At 69.8% G+C, this 16,244-nt stretch carries 13 protein-coding genes; 5 read left to right on the top strand and 8 right to left on the bottom strand.

The annotated features are described in order from the left end of the window. Positions 1-17 precede the first annotated feature (17 nt). The 3 genes from ACZ6SA_RS35760 to ACZ6SA_RS35750 all read left to right on the top strand — a co-directional run bounded on the left by ACZ6SA_RS35760 (position 18) and on the right by ACZ6SA_RS35750 (position 2,874). Positions 18-878: a RecB family exonuclease gene (locus tag ACZ6SA_RS35760; RefSeq protein ID WP_347644608.1), complete on the top strand. Its 861-nt coding sequence runs from the start codon at positions 18-20 to the stop codon at positions 876-878. A gap of 140 nt (positions 879-1,018) precedes the next feature. Continuing rightward, entirely contained in the window at positions 1,019-2,194 is a 1,176-nt protein-coding gene (locus tag ACZ6SA_RS35755) for a sensor histidine kinase (protein WP_347644609.1), read from the top strand. Beyond that, positions 2,191-2,874, top strand: coding sequence for a response regulator transcription factor (locus ACZ6SA_RS35750; protein WP_347644610.1), 684 nt, complete (start codon positions 2,191-2,193; stop codon positions 2,872-2,874). Before ACZ6SA_RS35755 ends, ACZ6SA_RS35750 begins: the two co-directional genes overlap by 4 nt. A gap of 248 nt (positions 2,875-3,122) precedes the next feature. Here the strand turns inward: ACZ6SA_RS35750 and ACZ6SA_RS35745 are convergent, their stop codons facing one another. The 8 genes from ACZ6SA_RS35745 to metH all read right to left on the bottom strand — a co-directional run bounded on the left by ACZ6SA_RS35745 (position 3,123) and on the right by metH (position 14,402). Next, the gene (locus ACZ6SA_RS35745) at positions 3,123-4,157 is read right to left on the bottom strand and encodes an ABC transporter ATP-binding protein (protein WP_443153265.1); all 1,035 of its coding nucleotides are present in this window, start codon (positions 4,155-4,157) and stop codon (positions 3,123-3,125) included. Positions 4,158-4,407: 250 nt separating this feature from the next. Beyond that, a complete protein-coding gene (locus tag ACZ6SA_RS35740; RefSeq protein WP_465833183.1) occupies positions 4,408-5,433 on the bottom strand; it encodes an ABC transporter ATP-binding protein in 1,026 nt (341 codons plus the stop codon). Next, entirely contained in the window at positions 5,430-6,443 is a 1,014-nt protein-coding gene (locus tag ACZ6SA_RS35735; protein WP_347644613.1) for an ABC transporter permease, read from the bottom strand. Before ACZ6SA_RS35735 ends, ACZ6SA_RS35740 begins: the two co-directional genes overlap by 4 nt. A gap of 84 nt (positions 6,444-6,527) precedes the next feature. Continuing rightward, positions 6,528-8,288: an ABC transporter substrate-binding protein gene (locus tag ACZ6SA_RS35730; protein ID WP_347644614.1), complete on the bottom strand. Its 1,761-nt coding sequence runs from the start codon at positions 8,286-8,288 to the stop codon at positions 6,528-6,530. 48 nt (positions 8,289-8,336) lie between these two features. Next, positions 8,337-9,329: an ABC transporter permease gene (locus ACZ6SA_RS35725; RefSeq protein WP_443153264.1), complete on the bottom strand. Its 993-nt coding sequence runs from the start codon at positions 9,327-9,329 to the stop codon at positions 8,337-8,339. A gap of 228 nt (positions 9,330-9,557) precedes the next feature. Then, entirely contained in the window at positions 9,558-10,049 is a 492-nt protein-coding gene (locus tag ACZ6SA_RS35720; protein ID WP_347644616.1) for a cellulose synthase, read from the bottom strand. Positions 10,050-10,154: 105 nt separating this feature from the next. Next, a complete protein-coding gene (locus ACZ6SA_RS35715) occupies positions 10,155-10,841 on the bottom strand; it encodes an HAD family hydrolase (RefSeq protein ID WP_347644617.1) in 687 nt (228 codons plus the stop codon). Between the two features lie 96 nt (positions 10,842-10,937). Next, positions 10,938-14,402: a methionine synthase gene (gene metH, locus ACZ6SA_RS35710; RefSeq protein ID WP_347644618.1), complete on the bottom strand. Its 3,465-nt coding sequence runs from the start codon at positions 14,400-14,402 to the stop codon at positions 10,938-10,940. Between the two features lie 271 nt (positions 14,403-14,673). Here metH and ACZ6SA_RS35705 point away from each other — a divergent pair, with 271 nt between their 5' ends. Continuing rightward, positions 14,674-15,528: a PAC2 family protein gene (locus ACZ6SA_RS35705; protein WP_132604671.1), complete on the top strand. Its 855-nt coding sequence runs from the start codon at positions 14,674-14,676 to the stop codon at positions 15,526-15,528. Between the two features lie 153 nt (positions 15,529-15,681). Next, the gene (locus ACZ6SA_RS35700; protein ID WP_347644619.1) at positions 15,682-16,236 is read left to right on the top strand and encodes a hypothetical protein; all 555 of its coding nucleotides are present in this window, start codon (positions 15,682-15,684) and stop codon (positions 16,234-16,236) included. The last annotated feature ends 8 nt before the right edge of the window (positions 16,237-16,244 follow it).

The following is a 16,244-nucleotide window of genomic DNA, read 5'->3' as shown; positions in this document are numbered from 1 at the left end:
GACCTAGAGTGCGGTGCATGACCTTGACCGAGCCGGCGATCATCGGAGCTCTCTCCCCGTCCCGGGCGGGCGATTTCATGACATGTCCGCTGCTCTACCGTTTCCGGGTAATCGACCAGCTGCCCGAGAAGCCGTCGCAGGCGGCGGTGCGGGGCACGGTGGTGCACGCCGTCCTCGAGCGCCTCTACGACCTGCCGGCGCCGCGGCGTTCGGTGAGCGCGGCGCTTGAGCTGCTGGAGCCGCAGTGGCGGCGGCTGCTCGACGACGACCCGCAATACGGCGAGATGTTCGCCGACGAGGCCGAGCAGGGCGAGTGGCTGGCGCAGGCGCGCGGCATGCTGGAGCGCTATTTCACGCTGGAGGATCCGACGCGGCTGGAGCCCGCCGAGCGGGAGCTCTACGTCGAGGCGGTGCTCGACGGCGGGCTCATGCTGCGGGGCTACGTCGACCGGCTCGACGTGGCGCCCACCGGCGAGGTCAGGGTGGTCGACTACAAGACGGGCAGCGCGCCGGGGCCCGATTTCGAGGCCAAGGCGTTATTTCAGATGAAGTTCTACGCCCTGGTGCTGTGGCGGCTGCGCGGGCAGGTGCCGCGGCTGCTGCAGCTGGTCTACCTGGGGGGCAAGGGCGAGGTGCTGCGCTACGCGCCCGACGAGGCCGACCTGCTGGCCACCGAGCGCAAGGTCATGGCGTTGTGGGCGGCCATCGAGCGGTCCCTGCAGTCCGGCGAGTGGCGGGCGCGCAGGAGCCGGTTGTGCGACTGGTGCGACCACCAGGCGCTGTGCCCGGAGTTCGGCGGCACCCCGCCGCCGGTTCCCGACCGCAAGCCCGGCGACACGGTCCGCAGCAGCCGCCGATCGGCCACGGACGAGCTCTGAGCGCGCGGGCCCACGACACCGCCGATCGGCCACCGGGGAGCTCTGAGCGCGCGTCCTGGGGCGCGGCGTGGCCGGGGTGTGCGCGCTAATCCTCCCGAGGGAGGAGGTTGCGTGCTCTGGCCTGGGCCTACAGTGAAGCGGTGCGGATAGACCGAACCAGGTTCCACGACACGGTGCTCGCCGGAGTGGTGGCCGCGGCCTCGGTGGCGCTGTTCGTTCTCTACGACCCTGGACGGCTGCCGTCCGGGGGCCTGGCGGTCGACGGCATGCGCGAGCCCGATCCGTTCGGTGTGCTGCTGGTGCTGCTGGCGTGCGCCCCCGTGACCGTGCGCAGGCGGTGGCCGCTGGCGGCGTTGTGCGTCGGGCTGGTGCCGGAGACGCTGCTGACCGCGTTCGGCTACAGCACCGGCGTGCCGGGCCTGTCCGGGCTGGTGCTGCTCTATTCCGTGGCCTCCAACCGGGGCCTGGCGATGGCGCTGGGCGGGCTGCTGATCTCGGTGCTGGCCTACACCCTGGGCGCCGCGGCGGGCCCGCCCATGGCCACGAGCCTGAGCGACCACGTCGTGGTGGCCATGGTGCTGGTCTCGGTGTGGGGCGCGGGCCGGAGCCTGCGGTTGCGCCGGGCCTACAGGGAGGAGCTGAGAGGCCGTGCGGCGCGGCTGGAGCGGGCGCGCGCGGCCGACACGCGGGCCGCGCGGGCCGAGGAGCGGTCGAGGATCGCCCGCGAGCTCCACGACGTCGTCGCCCACCACGTCAGCGTGATGACCGTGCAGGCGGCCGCGGCGCGCAAGGTGCTGTCCTCCGACCCCGGCCTGGCTCGCGAGGCGCTGACGGCGATCGAGCACACCGGCCGGATGGCCATGTCCGAGATGCGCAACATCGTCGGCGTGCTGCGCACCGACGCCCGCGCCGAGCTGGGGCCACAGCCGGGCGTGGACGACCTGCCCGCGCTGGTCGAGCAGATGCGTGAGGCAGGGCTGCCCACGCGGCTGATCGTCGAGGGCGAGCCGCCGCCGCTGCCCGCGGGGGTCGACCTGGCCGCCTACCGGCTGGTCCAGGAAGGGCTGACGAACAGCATGCGGCACGCGGGCGCCGGGACGCAGGCGGTGGTGACGGTCCGCCACGCGCCGCACGAGCTGGACGTACGCGTGGCCGACGACGGCCGGGGCACGGCCGGGGCGCCGGCTCGGCCCGGTCATGGTTTGGTGGGCATTCGTGAAAGGGTTGCCCTCTATGGTGGAATCCTCAGCGTCGGTCCGCTACCCGGGGGCGGTTTCGAAGTGCGGGCGAGATTCCCGTTGAAGGACGGCCAATGACGATCAGAGTGCTGCTGGTGGACGACCAGCCGCTGCTGCGTACGGGATTCCGCCTGATTCTCGAGGCCGAGCCCGACATCACGGTGGTGGGCCAGGCCGGCGACGGCAAGGGCGCCCAGGAGCAGACGCGGGCGCTGCTGCCCGACGTGGTGCTCATGGACATCCGGATGCCCGGGGTCGACGGCATCGAGGCCACCCGCAGGATCGTGCGGGAGGCGACGCCGTCGGCGCACGTGCCGAAAGTGCTGGTGCTGACGACGTTCGACCTGGACGAGTACATCGTGGAGGCGCTGCGCTCGGGCGCCTCCGGGTTCCTGCTGAAGGACGTGCCGCCCGACGAGCTGGTGCAGGCCATCCGGGTGGTGGCGGCCGGCGACGCGATCGTGGCGCCCAGCGTGACGCGGCGGCTGCTCGACCGGTTCGCCACGCGGCTGCCCCCCGCTCACGAGCAGGCCACCCCCGCACGGCTCGACCGGCTGACCGAGCGGGAGCTGGAGGTGCTGCGGCTGATCGCGAAGGGCATGTCCAACGCGGAGATCGCGGCCAAGCTCGTGGTGAGCGAGACCACGGTGAAGACGCACGTCGGCAACGTGCTGACCAAGCTGGGGCTGCGCGACCGGGTGCAGGCCGTGGTCCTGGCGTACGAGACGGGGTTGATCACACCGGGCGCCATGCCCTGACACCCGCTCCCCTGCCCTGAGACCGGTTCACGCGCCGCTCCGCGTCCGGCATCTCAGCGCCGCACCGGGACGGACGCCACGCACCGCGGCCGCATCGACCCCGCCGGGCGTCGCGCGCCGACACGGGCGCCACGAAACCCGGCCGCCGCACCCCGCCGGATGCCGCGTCGCCGGGTCAGGAGCGTGGGATCCCGGTCGCGGCCGCGCACGCATCGCCGCCGAACCCGGGCCGCGGCGCCCGGTCGGTGTCAGGCGTCCTCGGTCGCGGCGGGGGCCGCGGAGACCTCCGGGGCGTTCTCCGGGAAGTGGCAGGCGACCTGATGGCCGCTGGCCAGCTCCTCCAGCGGCGGCTCGACCTGCTTGCAGATGTCCTGTGCCTTCCAGCAGCGAGTGTGGAAGCGGCAGGCGGGCGGCGGGTTGAGCGGGCTCGGCACGTCGCCGGTCAGCCGGATGCGCTCGCGGCCGGCCCGCCCTCTCGGGTCGGGCACCGGCACCGCCGACAGCAGGGCGTTGGTGTACGGGTGCATCGGCGAGCTGTACAGGCGCTTGCGGTCGGCGATCTCGACGATCTTGCCCAGGTACATGACGGCGACCCGGTCGCTGATGTGGCGCACCACCGACAGGTCGTGGGCGATCACGACGTAGGTCAGGTCGAGCTCATTCTGCAGGTCTTCGAGCAGGTTGACGACCTGGGCCTGGATGGAGACGTCGAGCGCGGAGACCGGCTCGTCGGCGATGATCAGCTTGGGCCTGAGCGCGAGCGTACGGGCGATGCCGATGCGCTGCCGCTGCCCGCCGGAGAACTCGTGAGGGTAGCGGTTGTAGTGCTCGGGGCTGAGCCCGACGAGCTCCAGGATGTCCTGGACGGCCTTCTTGACGCCGTTCTCGGTCTGCACGCCCTGGATGCGGAAGGGGGCGCCGACGATGGCGCCGACGGTGTGCCGGGGGTTGAGTGACGAGTAGGGGTCCTGGAAGATCATCTGCATGTCGCGGCGGAGCGGTCTGAGCCGGCCCTGCGACATGTGCGAGATGTCCTCCCCCTCAAAGATGATCTTGCCGGCCGTGGGCTCGAGCAGCCGGGTGATCAGCCTCCCGGTCGTGGACTTGCCGCAGCCCGACTCGCCCACCAGGCCGAGCGTCTCGCCCTTGACCACGTCGAAGCTGATCCCGTCGACCGCCTTGACGGCGCCGACCTGCCTTTTGAGCAGGCCCTTCGTCACGGGAAAGTGCTTTTCGACGTTCTGGACGGAAAGCAGCAGCTCGTTGTCGCTCGCCTCGGTCATCGCGCACCTCCCGCGTGACGACCGCGTCCCCTGGCGCGGCGAACGTATAGGGGGCTCCAGGGCATGACGTTCTCCTGATCGTGTCGGCGCGGCGGCCCGGAGTGACCGGCGTCGGTGGTGACGCCGGCGAGCGCGACCGCCTCGGGGTGTGTGGCGGCGCGGGAAGCCTTCCAGGCGCGGGCCGGGGTGGCGACCCGCGCGCCGCCCGGCTTCGTCGGGGATGCTTCGGCCTCGCGCGCCGGAGCGGATGTCACGAGGTCTCCAGCGCGGGCTTGATCTCGTCCTCCCACAGCGTGCGCCGCTCGTCCCGGCTCATGTGGCAGCGCACCAGGTGGCCGCCCTCGGTCTCGGCGAGCACCGGCGCCTCGGTCTCGGCCTTGCCCCCGGTGCGCTCGGAGAACGGGCAGCGGGGGTGGAAGGCGCAGCCGTCCGGCACGTTGATCAGCGACGGCGGGGAGCCCTTGATCGGCAACAGCCGTTCGGTGGGTTCGCGGTCGAGGCGGGGCATGGAGCCCAGCAGCCCCCAGGTGTAGGGGTGTTCGGGACGGTAGAAGATGTCGTCGGTGGAGCCGTATTCGACGCATCTTCCCGCGTACATGACGAGGATGTCGTTGGACAGCTCCGCCACCACGCCGAGGTCGTGCGTGATGATGATGAGCGCGGAGTTGAACTCGCGCTGCAGGTCGCGCATCAGGTCGAGGATCTGCGCCTGCACGGTCACGTCGAGAGCGGTCGTCGGCTCGTCGGCGATGAGCAGCTCGGGGTCGCACGAGAGCGCCATGGCGATCATGGCGCGCTGTCGCATGCCGCCGGAGAACTCGTGCGGGTAGCTGTCGACGCGCCTTCCCGGCTCGGGGATGCCGACCCGGCCGAGCATGTCGACGGCGTGCTTGCGGGCCACCTGCTTGGAGACGTCGTTGTGGATGCGGTAGGCCTCGATGATCTGGTGGCCGACCGTGTAGAAGGGGTGCATGGACGACAGCGGATCCTGGAAGATCATCGCCATCTTCTTGCCGCGCAGCCCGCGTACGTGCTCGGCCGAGGCGCTGTTGAGCTCCTCGCCGTCGAGCCAGATCTCTCCGGAGATCCGCGCCCGCCCGCCCCTGTTCAGGCCGAGCACGCCGAGGCTGGTCACGCTCTTGCCCGAGCCCGACTCCCCCACGATGCCCAGGGTCTTGCCGCGATCGACGCTGAACGACAGCCCGTCGACGGACTTGACCAGGCCGTCGTCGGTCGGGAAATGGATCTTCAGGTCCTTGACGTCAAGGAAGCTCACGACAACCTCACCCTCGGGTCGACCACGGCATAGAGCAGGTCGACGATCAGGCTGGCCACGACCACGAACATCGCGGCGACCAGCACCACGCCCATGACCTGCGGCATGTCCTGATTTCTGATCGCCAGGATGGCGAACTGGCCGAGCCCGGGCAGAGTATAGGTGGTCTCGGTGAGGATGGCGCCGCCGATGAGCAGACCGAAGTCGATGCCGAAGAGGGTCAGGATGGGCGTCAGCGCGGCCCGCAGGCCGTGTTTGACCACGACCTCGCGCTCGTGCAGGCCCTTGGCCCTGGCGGTGCGGATGTAGTCCTCGCCCATCGTCTCCAGCATCCCGGCGCGGGTGAGCCGGGCGTAGGTCGCGGCGAACAGGAACGCCAGCGTGATCCACGGCAGCAGCAGATTGTAGGCCCATTGGGCTGGATTGACGGAGATGTCCGTCCAAGCGCCGCCGGGTGGGGTCCAGCCCAGGCCGTAGCTGAAGACGACCAGGGAGACCATGCCGGTGAAGAAGATCGGCAGCGAGACGCCGGCCAGCGCGGCACCCATGGAGAGGCGGTCGAAGAAGCTGCCCCGGCGCAGCGCGGAGATCACGCCCACGCAGACGCCGCCCACCACCCAGAGGACGGCGGCTCCGATGGCCAGCGAGAAGGTCACCGGCATGCGGTCCAGCAGGTCGGGCCAGACGGGCTGCCCGCTGATGAAGGAGTAGCCGAAGCAGGGCGCGGGGCACTGCTCGACGCCGGCGCCGTAGTCGTACTCGGCTCCTGCCACCAGGCCCTTGACGAACCTGCCGTACTGCACGATCACCGGATCGTTGAAGCCCAGCCGCTCGGCCACCAGGTGCACCGTCTCCGGCGTCGCGGCGCGCCCGACGTAACGCGACGCCATGGCCTCCGGCGAGGCGCCGGCCCACTGGGGGACGACGTAGAAGATGCCGAAGGTGACCATGCTGATGACGATGAGCATGGCGAACGCGCCGATGACACGTTTGATGATGTATGTGAACACCGCTACGGCCGAGTGGCCTGCCCGTCACCGAGCAGGCCACTTGTGCCTTCACCTGCCTTCGCTAGATCCCCGTACCTCGCACGGTCACTCGACGCCGAGCAAGATGTAGTCGAACATGCTCTGGCCCTCGTTGTAGGCGACGTTCGTCACGCCCTTGCCGCGCATGAGCAGCGACTTGGCCCAGACCACCGGAAGGATGGAGGCGTCTTCCATGACCTTCTTGTCGACCTCGACCCAGAGCTTGGCGCGGGCCGCGTCGTCGAGCTCGGCGGAGGCCTGGTCGATCAGCTTGTCGACCTCGTCGTTCTTGACGCTGAGGTTGTAGTTGCCGGCGTCGCGGATCGTACGGCTGTCGACGATGGCCTGCAGGAAGCCGTAACCGTCAGGCCAGTCGGAGCCCCAGCCGTGGGCGGCCAGGCCGATGCCGTTCTTCTTCACGTAGTTGACGTTGCCGGCGTAGTCGGAGAAGTAGCTGGAGCCGGGGAAGCCCTTGAGCGTCAGTTTGATGCCGACCTTGGCCAGCGCCTGCTCCATGGCCTCGGCCAGCGCCTTCTCGCGAGGACGGTCGGAGCGGTAGGTCATGGTGGTGGAGAAGCCGTTCGGCTGGCCGCAGGCGGCGAGGGCCTGCTTGGCCTTGTTGACGTCGCCCTTGTTGCCCGGGGTCGCGTACAGGTCGAACTTCTCCTGGCCGACGATGGGCGGCGGCAGGACGTTCGTGGCGATCTCGCCGCCGGCGAGCTCGCCTCCGTAGGCGGTCTGGTTGGCGACGCGGTCGGCGGCCCACATGACCGCCTTGCGGCACTCGATGTTGTCCAGCGGCGGCGTGTCGGGGATGACCGAGACGTACCAGAGCCTGGGGATGGTGGGGTTGTCCGTACGCGCCTTCAGCGCGGGGTCGGGCAGCACCTTGCCCAGCGCGGCCGGCTGCAGGCCGGTGCCGGGGATGTCGAGGTGGACGTCACCGGCGATGAGCTGGTTGTCCAGGTCGTCGGCGTTGACGTTGACCTGGACCTCGATCCGGTCGGGCAGCGCGGGACGGATGGGGTCGGTCGCCGGGTCCCACTGGTCGTTGCGCACCAGCGTGAAGCCCTTGCCGATCTCGTTGGTCTCGAACTTGTACGGGCCCGAGGAGACGACCTTCTCCTTGTACTTCGCGCCGGTGTCCTTGTCCTTGGGAACCGGGGCGGTCATCGGCATCTGCACGACGTAGTCCATGGACGCGAACGGCTCCTTCAGGTGGAAGACCACCGTCGAGTCGTCGGTCGCCTCTACGGCCGAGGAGTAGTCGGCGTCGGGGTCGTCGTAGACGCCCTTGAAGTCCTTCGGCCAGTCGAGCAGCTCGTTGAGGTAGGAGGGGCCGTGCGGGAAGGTCTTCTTGTCCCACGAGCGCGCCACGGCGTAGGCCACGTCCTTGGCCGTGATCGGGGTGCCGTCCTCGAACTTCAGGCCGCTCTTGAGCTTGTACGTCCAGGTCTTGCCGCCGTCGCTCGGCTCGCCCAGCCCTTCGGCGAGGTCGGGGACGACGGTGTTGCCGTCGGGGCCGGGACCCGGCTTGTACGTCGTCAGCGTCCGCCAGTAGAGGCGGCCGAAGTTGAACGAGTAGCCGTAGTAGGTGTCACCCGGGTCGAGGCTGTCCCAGTCGGCGGAGTGGGCGGCCTTGAGGGTGCCGCCCTTCTTCGTCGAGGGGTTGAACACCTCGGTGAGGCCGGCGTTGAACGCGGGTTGCGCGGCGCCGCCGGAGGACGAATCGGCGGGCTGTTGTGTGCCGCCGCCTCCGCCGCATGCGGAGAGCACCAGGGCGAGCGCCGCTGTCGCGGCCCCTGCCAGTGCGGTTTTCCTTCTCATTGACGTAACCCCTTGATGAGTGAGATGGGGATGGAGCGTTGGCGAAGATCAGTGCGCCCGCGGGTCGAAGGCGTCCCGCAGCCCGTCTCCGAACAGGTTGAACGCAAGGACGGTAACGAAGATCGCCAGCCCCGGGAAGAGCACGAAGTGCGGCAGCGTGTAGAACCTGACCGCCTCGGAGAGCATGCCTCCCCAGGTCGGGGTGGGCGGGTTGACGCCGACCCCCAGGAAGGAGAGCGCCGCCTCGAAGAGGATGTTGGTCGGGATGAGCAGGGTCGCGTAGACCAGGATCGGCGCCATCAGGTTGGGCAGGATCTCGCGGAACAGGATGTAGCCGTTGCGCGCCCCCAGGCTTCGCGAAGCGTCGACGAACTCCCGCTCGCGCAGCGAGAGCGTCTGCCCGCGGACGATGCGGCCGATGCTGGGCCAGCTGAAGAAGCCGATGATGAAGATCATCATGGCGATCCGCAGGCCGTTGCCCTCGAGGCCGAAGCCCTTGTCGGGGACGACGCCCGCCAGCGCGATCGCGAAGACCAGCAGCGGGAAGGCCAGGAAGACGTCCATCAGCCGGCCGATCACCAGGTCGACCCAGCCGCCGAAGTAGCCGGCAATGACGCCCAGCGTGGTGCCGATGAGCACCGACAACATCGTGGCGAGGAAACCGATCAGCAGCGAGATCCACGCGCCAGCGACGATGCGGCTGAAGATGTCGCGGCCGTTGATCGGCTCGACGCCGAGCAGGTATTCGCTGCTCATGCCGCCGAACGCGCCCTTGGGCAGGAGCGTGCTCTGGTCGATCTGGTCCTGGTGGAACTCCAGGGGCGGGTGGCCGAACACGGCGATGATGGGCGAGGCGAAGACCGCGACGAGAATCAGCAGCACGACGACGATGCCGCCGGTAAGCGCGATCTTGTCGCGCCTGAGCCGCGTCCAGGCGATCCGCGTGAGGGATCTGCCCTGGATGGCCTTGCCCGCTCCCGCGAGCACCGACTCCGGCTGCGCTTCTGCGGCGGAACCGGAAACGTCAAGCGGTGCGGTCATGCCGGATTGCCCCCTGATAGCAGACGACGCGTCTATGGAGTATTAACTTCAGACCGCGAGTCGCGCGACCTCAGGAGGCAGAATCTATGGCCTGAGCTGCACTGACCAGTCCCTCAGGCCGCTATGTGGCTAATCTGTGATTGATGCGAAACTCATTCGTATTGATCTTTACGACAATGTCTAGCCTGCGTCCCGGTTGAGTCTCGGAACTGTGACAGAGCGTCCGGATCAGCTGATGCCCCGGCGCTTCAGCAGCTCTTCGATGTCGGAGAAGTCGTCGTCGCGCTTGCCCGCCTTGGGGGCGGCCGCGGCGGGCTGCGGTTTGCTGGAGACGGCCGGCTTGTTCGCTGCGGGCTGAACGGATTGCTCCTGCTGGCCGTCCGCGGACGGCTTCTTCCGCCGCCCCACGATCCTCAGCTTCCTGCCCCGCATCACCCCGGACACGACGAAGAGCACCGCCGACAGCCCCGCGACGGCCACTCCCGCCCACACGAGCGGGTTGAACACCAGACCGGTCACGAAGCCCACGATGGTGACGCCGATGGTCCACAGCGACCGTAGCGCGTCGGTCAGATAGGCCGCCACCGGCAGCAGCGCCCACGCCGCCACCCGCAGCCCGGAGGCGGCCCCCCTGCGCCGGAATGCCAGGAAACTCAGCACCAGCCCGGCGATGGTCGCCCCGGCGCACAGCGGCAGCCAAGCGATCTGATCAAACGACATCCTGCCCGCTCCCTCGTTGTGGCTCTGCCTCCATCCTGGCACGCGAACGCGGGACGGCATCCTCCGCGAGAACCACATTTCCCCTAGGGGACGGAGCCCTGGCCCTCAGGCACCGGGCAGGAGGGCCCTCAGGCGGTCGACCGTGACCTCCTCCAGGGAGGAGACCACCAGGCGACCGGCCGCCGCCTCGACCGGCAGCAGGCTGGGCACCGCCACCACCGCGCAGCCGGCGGCGGTGGCCGCCGCCACGCCGTTCGGTGAGTCCTCCAGGACGACGCAGCGGACCGGCGGCACGCCGAGCAGCCGCGCGGCCGTCAGGTAGGGCTCGGGGTCGGGTTTGGTCCGCTCGACGTCGTCGGCGGTCACCACGAGGTCGAACCGGTCGCGGCCGACGCCCTTGAGCACCGCGTCGGCGATCTCCCCCAGCGAGGAGGTGACCAGCCCGACCGGAACGCCCTCGTCGCGCAGCGCGTCGAGCAGCTCGGACGCGCCCGGCATCACGCGCACCCCTCCGGAGAGGCGCTCGACCATGCCGGAGACCATCCACTGCCCCACCGTCGCGGCGCTCACGCCGGAGCCGGACGCGGACAACATGTAGCCGACCGCGCGCTCCATGGACCCGCCCAGGAGGTGCACCTGGTGGTCGGGCGTCCACGTGCCGCCGAGCCTGCCCATCACCTCGGACTCGATCTCGAGCCAGATCTTCTCGGTGTCGACCAGCAGGCCGTCCATGTCGAAGAAGACCGCCTGCATGCCCATCGTCTCACTCCGTTCGGCGCGCTCGGTCGCCATGTGCCGTCGTCCTCCCCCGCTCCCGTCTCCGGGCCCGCCTCGCCGGCGCCCGGGCCCTTCGGTGAGTCCGCTCCCACCGGTGGGCGCCGGACCGGGTCAGACGTTGAAGTATTTCGCCTCGGGATGGTGGGCGACCAGCGCGGAGGTGGCCTGCTCGGGGTGGAGCTGGAACTCCTCCGACAGCGTCACCCCGATGCGCTCGGGATCGAGCAGCTGGAACAGCTGCTGCTGATCCTCCAGGTTGGGACAGGCGGGGTAGCCGAACGAGTAGCGGCACCCCTGGACGTTGACCTTGAGCATGTCGTCGAGCGACTCGTCCCCGCCGATCCCCCACTCCTGGCGCACCCTGGCGTGCCAGTATTCGGCCAGCGCCTCGGTGAGCTGCACCGACAGGCCGTGCAGCTCGAGGTAGTCGCGGTAGGCGTCCTTCGCGAACAGCTCGGCGGTGGCCTCGGCGATCTTCGGCCCCATGGTGACCACCTGGAAGCCGACCACGTCGACCTCGCCGGAGCTCTTGCCGCGGAAGAAGTCGGACAGGCACAGGTGGCGGTCGCGGCGCTGGCGCGGGAACGTGAAGCGGGTGCGCTCGCCGCCGCCGTCATCCAGGATGATCAGCGAGTCGCCGTCGGAGACGCACGGGAAATAGCCGTAGACGACGGCCGCCTCCAGCAGGCCCTCGGTCTGGATGCGATCGAGCCACATGCGCAGCCGCGGCCGCCCCTCGGTCTCCACCAGCTCGTCGTAGCCGGGCCCCTGGCCGCCCCTGGCGGGCTTGAGCCCCCACTGGCCGAGGAACAGCGCCCGCTCGTCGAGGAAGGCGCTGTAGTCGCCCAGCGAGACGCCCTTGACGACGCGGTCGCCGTGGAACGGCGGCGACGGCACGGGGTTGTCCTCCGCCACGTCGGAGCGGGCCGGCAGCTCCTCGACGGGCGTGCGGGTGAGCACGGCGCCGGTCTTGACGCGCCGCTCGCGCAGCGGCGGCAGCGTGGCTCCGGCGACGCCGCGCTTGACGGCCATGAACGCGTCCATGAGCCGCAGCCCCTCGAACGCGTCGCGGGCGTAGCGCACCTCGCCCGCGAACAGCTCGGCCAGATCCTGCTCGACGTAGGCGCGGGTGAGCGCGGCCCCGCCGAGCAGCACGGGATAGCGCTCCGACAGGCCCCTGGAGTTCATCTCCTCCAGGTTTTCCTTCATGATGACCGTCGACTTGACCAGCAGGCCCGACATGCCCACCACGTCGGCCTTGTGCTCGTCCGCGGCCTCCAGGATGGCCGAGACCGGCTGCTTGATGCCGAGGTTGACCACCTGGTAGCCGTTGTTGGACAGGATGATGTCGACGAGGTTCTTTCCGATGTCGTGCACGTCGCCCTTGACGGTGGCCAGCACGATGCGGCCCTTCGTCTCACCGTCGACCCGCTCCATGTGGGGCTCGAGGTAGGCGACGGCCGACTTCATCACCTCGGCCGACTGCAGCACGAACGGCAACTGCATCTGCCCCGACCCGAACAGCTCGCCCACGGTCTTCATGCCGTCGAGCAGCACGTCGTTGATGATCTCCAGCGCGGGGCGCTGCTCCAGCGCGGCGTCGAGGTCGGCCTCGAGGCCCTTCTTCTCGCCGTCGATGATGCGCCGCTTGAGCCGCTCCCACAGCGGAAGCGCGGCCAGCTCCTCGGCCTTGCCCGCGCGCATGGCGGCGGCGTCGACGCCCTCGAACAGGTCCATGAAGCGCTGCAGCGGGTCGTAGCCCTCGCGCCGGCGGTCGTAGACCATGTCGAGCGCGACCTGGCGCTGCTCGTCGGGGATGCGGGCCATCGGCAGGATCTTGGAGGCGTGCACGATGGCGGAGTCGAGCCCGGCGTTGACGCACTCGTTGAGGAACACCGAGTTGAGCACCATGCGGGCGGCGGGGTTGAGGCCGAAGCTGATGTTGGACAGCCCCAGCGTGGTCTGCACGCCCGGATGGCGGCGCTTGAGCTCGCGGATGGCCTCGATGGTCTCCAGGCCGTCGCGCCTGGTCTCCTCCTGGCCCGTGGCGATGGGGAAGGTCAGGCAGTCGACGATGATGTCCTCGACCCGCATGCCCCAGTTGGCGGTCAGGTCGTCGATGAGGCGGCAGGCGACGCCCACCTTCCGGTCGGCGGTGCGGGCCTGGCCCTCCTCGTCGATGGTCAGCGCCACCACGGCCGAGCCGTGCTCACGCACCAGGCGCATGATCTTCTGGAAGCGGGAGTCGGGACCCGCGCCGTCCTCGTAGTTGACGGAGTTGACGGCGGCGCGACCGCCGAGCATCTCCAGACCGGCCTGCAGCACCGCGGGCTCGGTCGAGTCGAGCATGATCGGCAGCGTGGAGGCGGTGGCGAAGCGGAAGGCCAGCTCCTTCATGTCGGCCGCGCCGTCGCGCCCGACGTAGTCGACGCACAGGTCGAGCATGTGGGCGCCGTCGCGGGCCTGGTTGCGGGCCATCTCGACGCAGTCGTCCCAGCGGCCCTCCAGCATGGCCTCGCGGAAGACCTTGGAGCCGTTGGTGTTGCACCGCTCCCCGATGGCGAGGTAGGAGGTGTCCTGCCGGAACGGCACGGTCTGGTAGAGGGAGGACGCGCCGGGCTCGGGGTGGGGGCGGCGCTGGACGGCCTGCTTGCCCCGGACCCGCTCGACGACCTGGCGAAGGTGCTCGGGCGTGGTGCCGCAGCAGCCGCCGACCAGGGACAGGCCGTAGTCGCCGGTGAAGGTGTCGTGCGCGCCGGCCAGCTCCTCCGCGCTGAGCGGGTAGTAGGCGCCGTCGGAGGTGAGCACCGGCAGGCCGGCGTTGGGCATGCAGGAGAGCTTGAGCCGCGAGTGGCGGGCGAGGTAGCGCAGGTGCTCGCTCATCTCCGCGGGGCCGGTCGCGCAGTTGAGGCCGACGACGTCGACGCCGAGCGGCTCGATCGCGGTCAGCGCTGCGCCGATCTCGGAGCCGAGCAGCATCGCGCCGTTGGTCTCGATCGTCACCTGGGCGATGATCGGCACGTCGCGACCGGAGTCTTCGACGGCTCGCCTGGCGCCGATGACGGCGGCCTTCACCTGCAGCAGGTCCTGGCAGGTCTCGACGATCAGGGCGTCGGCGCCGCCGGCGATCAGGCCCGCGGCGTTGTCGCGGTAGGCGTCGCGCAGGCTGGCATAGGGCAGATGGCCCAGCGTCGGCAGCTTGGTGCCGGGACCCATCGAGCCGAGCACGAACCTCGGCTGGTCGGGCGTGGACCAGTGGTCGGCGGACTCACGCGCGATGCGGGCGCCGGCCTCGGAGTATTCGAAGACCCGCTCAGGGATGTCGTATTCGCCGAGCGCGGCCAGGTTGGCGCCGAAGGTGTTGGTCTCCACGCAGTCGACGCCCACGGCGAAATAGGCGTCGTGCACGCCACGGACGATGTCGGGCCGGGTGACATTGAGCACCTCGTTGCAGCCCTCGTGGCCGTGGAAATCGTCGAGCGTCGGGTCCTGGGCCTGCAGCATCGTGCCCATCGCCCCGTCGGCGACGACGACGCGCTGGGACAACACTTCTCGGAAGGACGGGGAGATGCTCATGAGGTGAAGCTTATCGGCTGTGCCTGAACCATCGTTCGAGGCCGCCTCGAGCGCCGGTAGACGCGCCCGTCAGAGCGTGGCGTCAGGCGTCCCCGGCCCGCGCGACCGGCGCCACGCCCGTGCCGCGTGCGTGAACGTGCCGGCGGGCACCGGGGACGTGGACCGCGGGCGCCGCGGTGGGGCGTTCGCGGGCGTTGCGGGGGGAGATCGGTGACGCTGACGGCCCCGAACCGCATAGGCTTAGCGGGATGATGGAGAGAGGAGGCGACACGTGATAGACCTCGAAGGGCTCCCCGAGCTCGTCGACCCGGTGCTCATAGCCGCGTTCGAAGGGTGGAACGACGCGGGCGAGGCCTCCAGCGGTGTGGTCGCCCATCTCGAGTCCGCCTGGAAGGCCGAGACGCTGGTCGCGCTCGACCCCGACGACTACTACGACTTCCAGGTGACCCGGCCCGTGGTCGAGATGAACGACGGGCTGGCCCAGTCGATCGTGTGGCCGACGACGCGGTTGCTGCGCGCCCGCCCGCCGGGCGTCGAGCGCGACGTCGTGCTGTTGCGCGGCATCGAGCCCAACATGCGCTGGCGCTCTTTCTGCGCCGACATCATCGAGGTCTGCCGCGAGCTCGGCGTCGAGCTGGCCGTGATGCTGGGGGCGCTGCTCAACGACTCGCCGCACACCCGGCCCGTGCCCATCCTCGGCGGCGCCACGGACGAGACGCTGGCGCGTTCGACCAACCTGGAGCTGAGCCGCTACGAGGGCCCGACGGGCATCGTGGGGGTGCTGCAGCACGAGTTCGGCCGGGCCGGCATGGACGCGGTGTCGTTGTGGGCGTCGGTGCCCCACTACGTCGCGCAGCCGCCCAACCCCAAGGCCACGGTCGCGCTGTTGCGCCGTCTCGAGGACGTGCTGGAGATCCCCATGCCGCTGGGCGATCTCGACGAGGAGGCCCGCGCGTGGGAGCGTGGCGTCGACGAGCTGGCCTCGCAGGACAGCGAGGTCGCCGAGTACGTCAAGGAGCTCGAGGAGCGTAAGGACGCCGCCGAATTGCCCGAGGCCAGCGGCGACGCGATCGCCGCGGAGTTCGAGCGTTACCTGCGGCGCAGGGACCGCGACACCGACAGCTGACCTTCAGCGGTCAAATCTCCACATTTTTCGCGGTTTCGGGTGATAATCGGGGCCTCGCACGTCGCACAAGGCTGGACACCAGCTGTCGCCCCTTCCCTCAGCATCGACGCACCGTAATGCCTGATCAACCGACCGCGCACCGTTAGGCATGCCATGGCGACTTCCCACGTGGATCCGCACCAAAGAAGTCAGGACACCAGGCGGCGCATCCTTGAGATGGCCGTCTCCGTCAGGGAGGACCGCAGCGGCGGCCACGTCGACTACTTCCTCGCGCTGCTGCAGGATCGGCTCCCGCTCTGGCTCAGCATCCTCCACGATCTAACCCATCGCATAGGGAAAGGGTGCATCTCCGACAATCTTCTGCCGGTGGCGCGAGCGGGCATCGACTACTACATGGAGGTGCAGGGCGCGGCGCTGCCCGCCTTCACCTCGCCCGACGTGACGGTTCGTTTCCGCGAGGCCCTGCGCGGCGCCGGGCTCGGACCGCGCACGGAGACGACGCCACTCGCCGCGTACCTGGCCGCCGAGCAGCGGCTGGGCCGGGTGCGCCCCGACGCCGACCCCGAGGCCAGCGCGCGGCTGCTGGTCGCGGGCTGCTTCCACCGGGCCTACATCGAGATGTTCGTCGGGCGGGACGCCGGGCCGAGCCTCGACGACAGCGCCAGGGAGATCGTCCGCGAGCTGCGCCTCGAACCCGTCCACGCCTGACGCCCTGC

This window comes from Nonomuraea sp. NPDC049378, from assembly GCF_055586745.1.
This window is presented reverse-complemented; position numbering and strand designations above follow the sequence as displayed.

What these genes read in the sequence shown, in the direction of transcription:
- ACZ6SA_RS35745 (WP_443153265.1), bottom strand. Translation starts at nt 4,157, where the DNA reads ATGACCGAGGCGAGCGACAACGAGCTGCTGCTTTCCGTCCAGAACGTC.
- metH (WP_347644618.1), bottom strand. Translation starts at nt 14,402, where the DNA reads ATGAGCATCTCCCCGTCCTTCCGAGAAGTGTTGTCCCAGCGCGTCGTC.
- ACZ6SA_RS35760 (WP_347644608.1), top strand. Translation starts at nt 18, where the DNA reads ATGACCTTGACCGAGCCGGCGATCATCGGAGCTCTCTCCCCGTCCCGG.
- ACZ6SA_RS35750 (WP_347644610.1), top strand. Translation starts at nt 2,191, where the DNA reads ATGACGATCAGAGTGCTGCTGGTGGACGACCAGCCGCTGCTGCGTACG.
- ACZ6SA_RS35715 (WP_347644617.1), bottom strand. Translation starts at nt 10,841, where the DNA reads ATGGCGACCGAGCGCGCCGAACGGAGTGAGACGATGGGCATGCAGGCG.
- ACZ6SA_RS35720 (WP_347644616.1), bottom strand. Translation starts at nt 10,049, where the DNA reads ATGTCGTTTGATCAGATCGCTTGGCTGCCGCTGTGCGCCGGGGCGACC.
- ACZ6SA_RS35730 (WP_347644614.1), bottom strand. Translation starts at nt 8,288, where the DNA reads ATGAGAAGGAAAACCGCACTGGCAGGGGCCGCGACAGCGGCGCTCGCC.
- ACZ6SA_RS35725 (WP_443153264.1), bottom strand. Translation starts at nt 9,329, where the DNA reads ATGACCGCACCGCTTGACGTTTCCGGTTCCGCCGCAGAAGCGCAGCCG.
- ACZ6SA_RS35700 (WP_347644619.1), top strand. Translation starts at nt 15,682, where the DNA reads ATGGCGACTTCCCACGTGGATCCGCACCAAAGAAGTCAGGACACCAGG.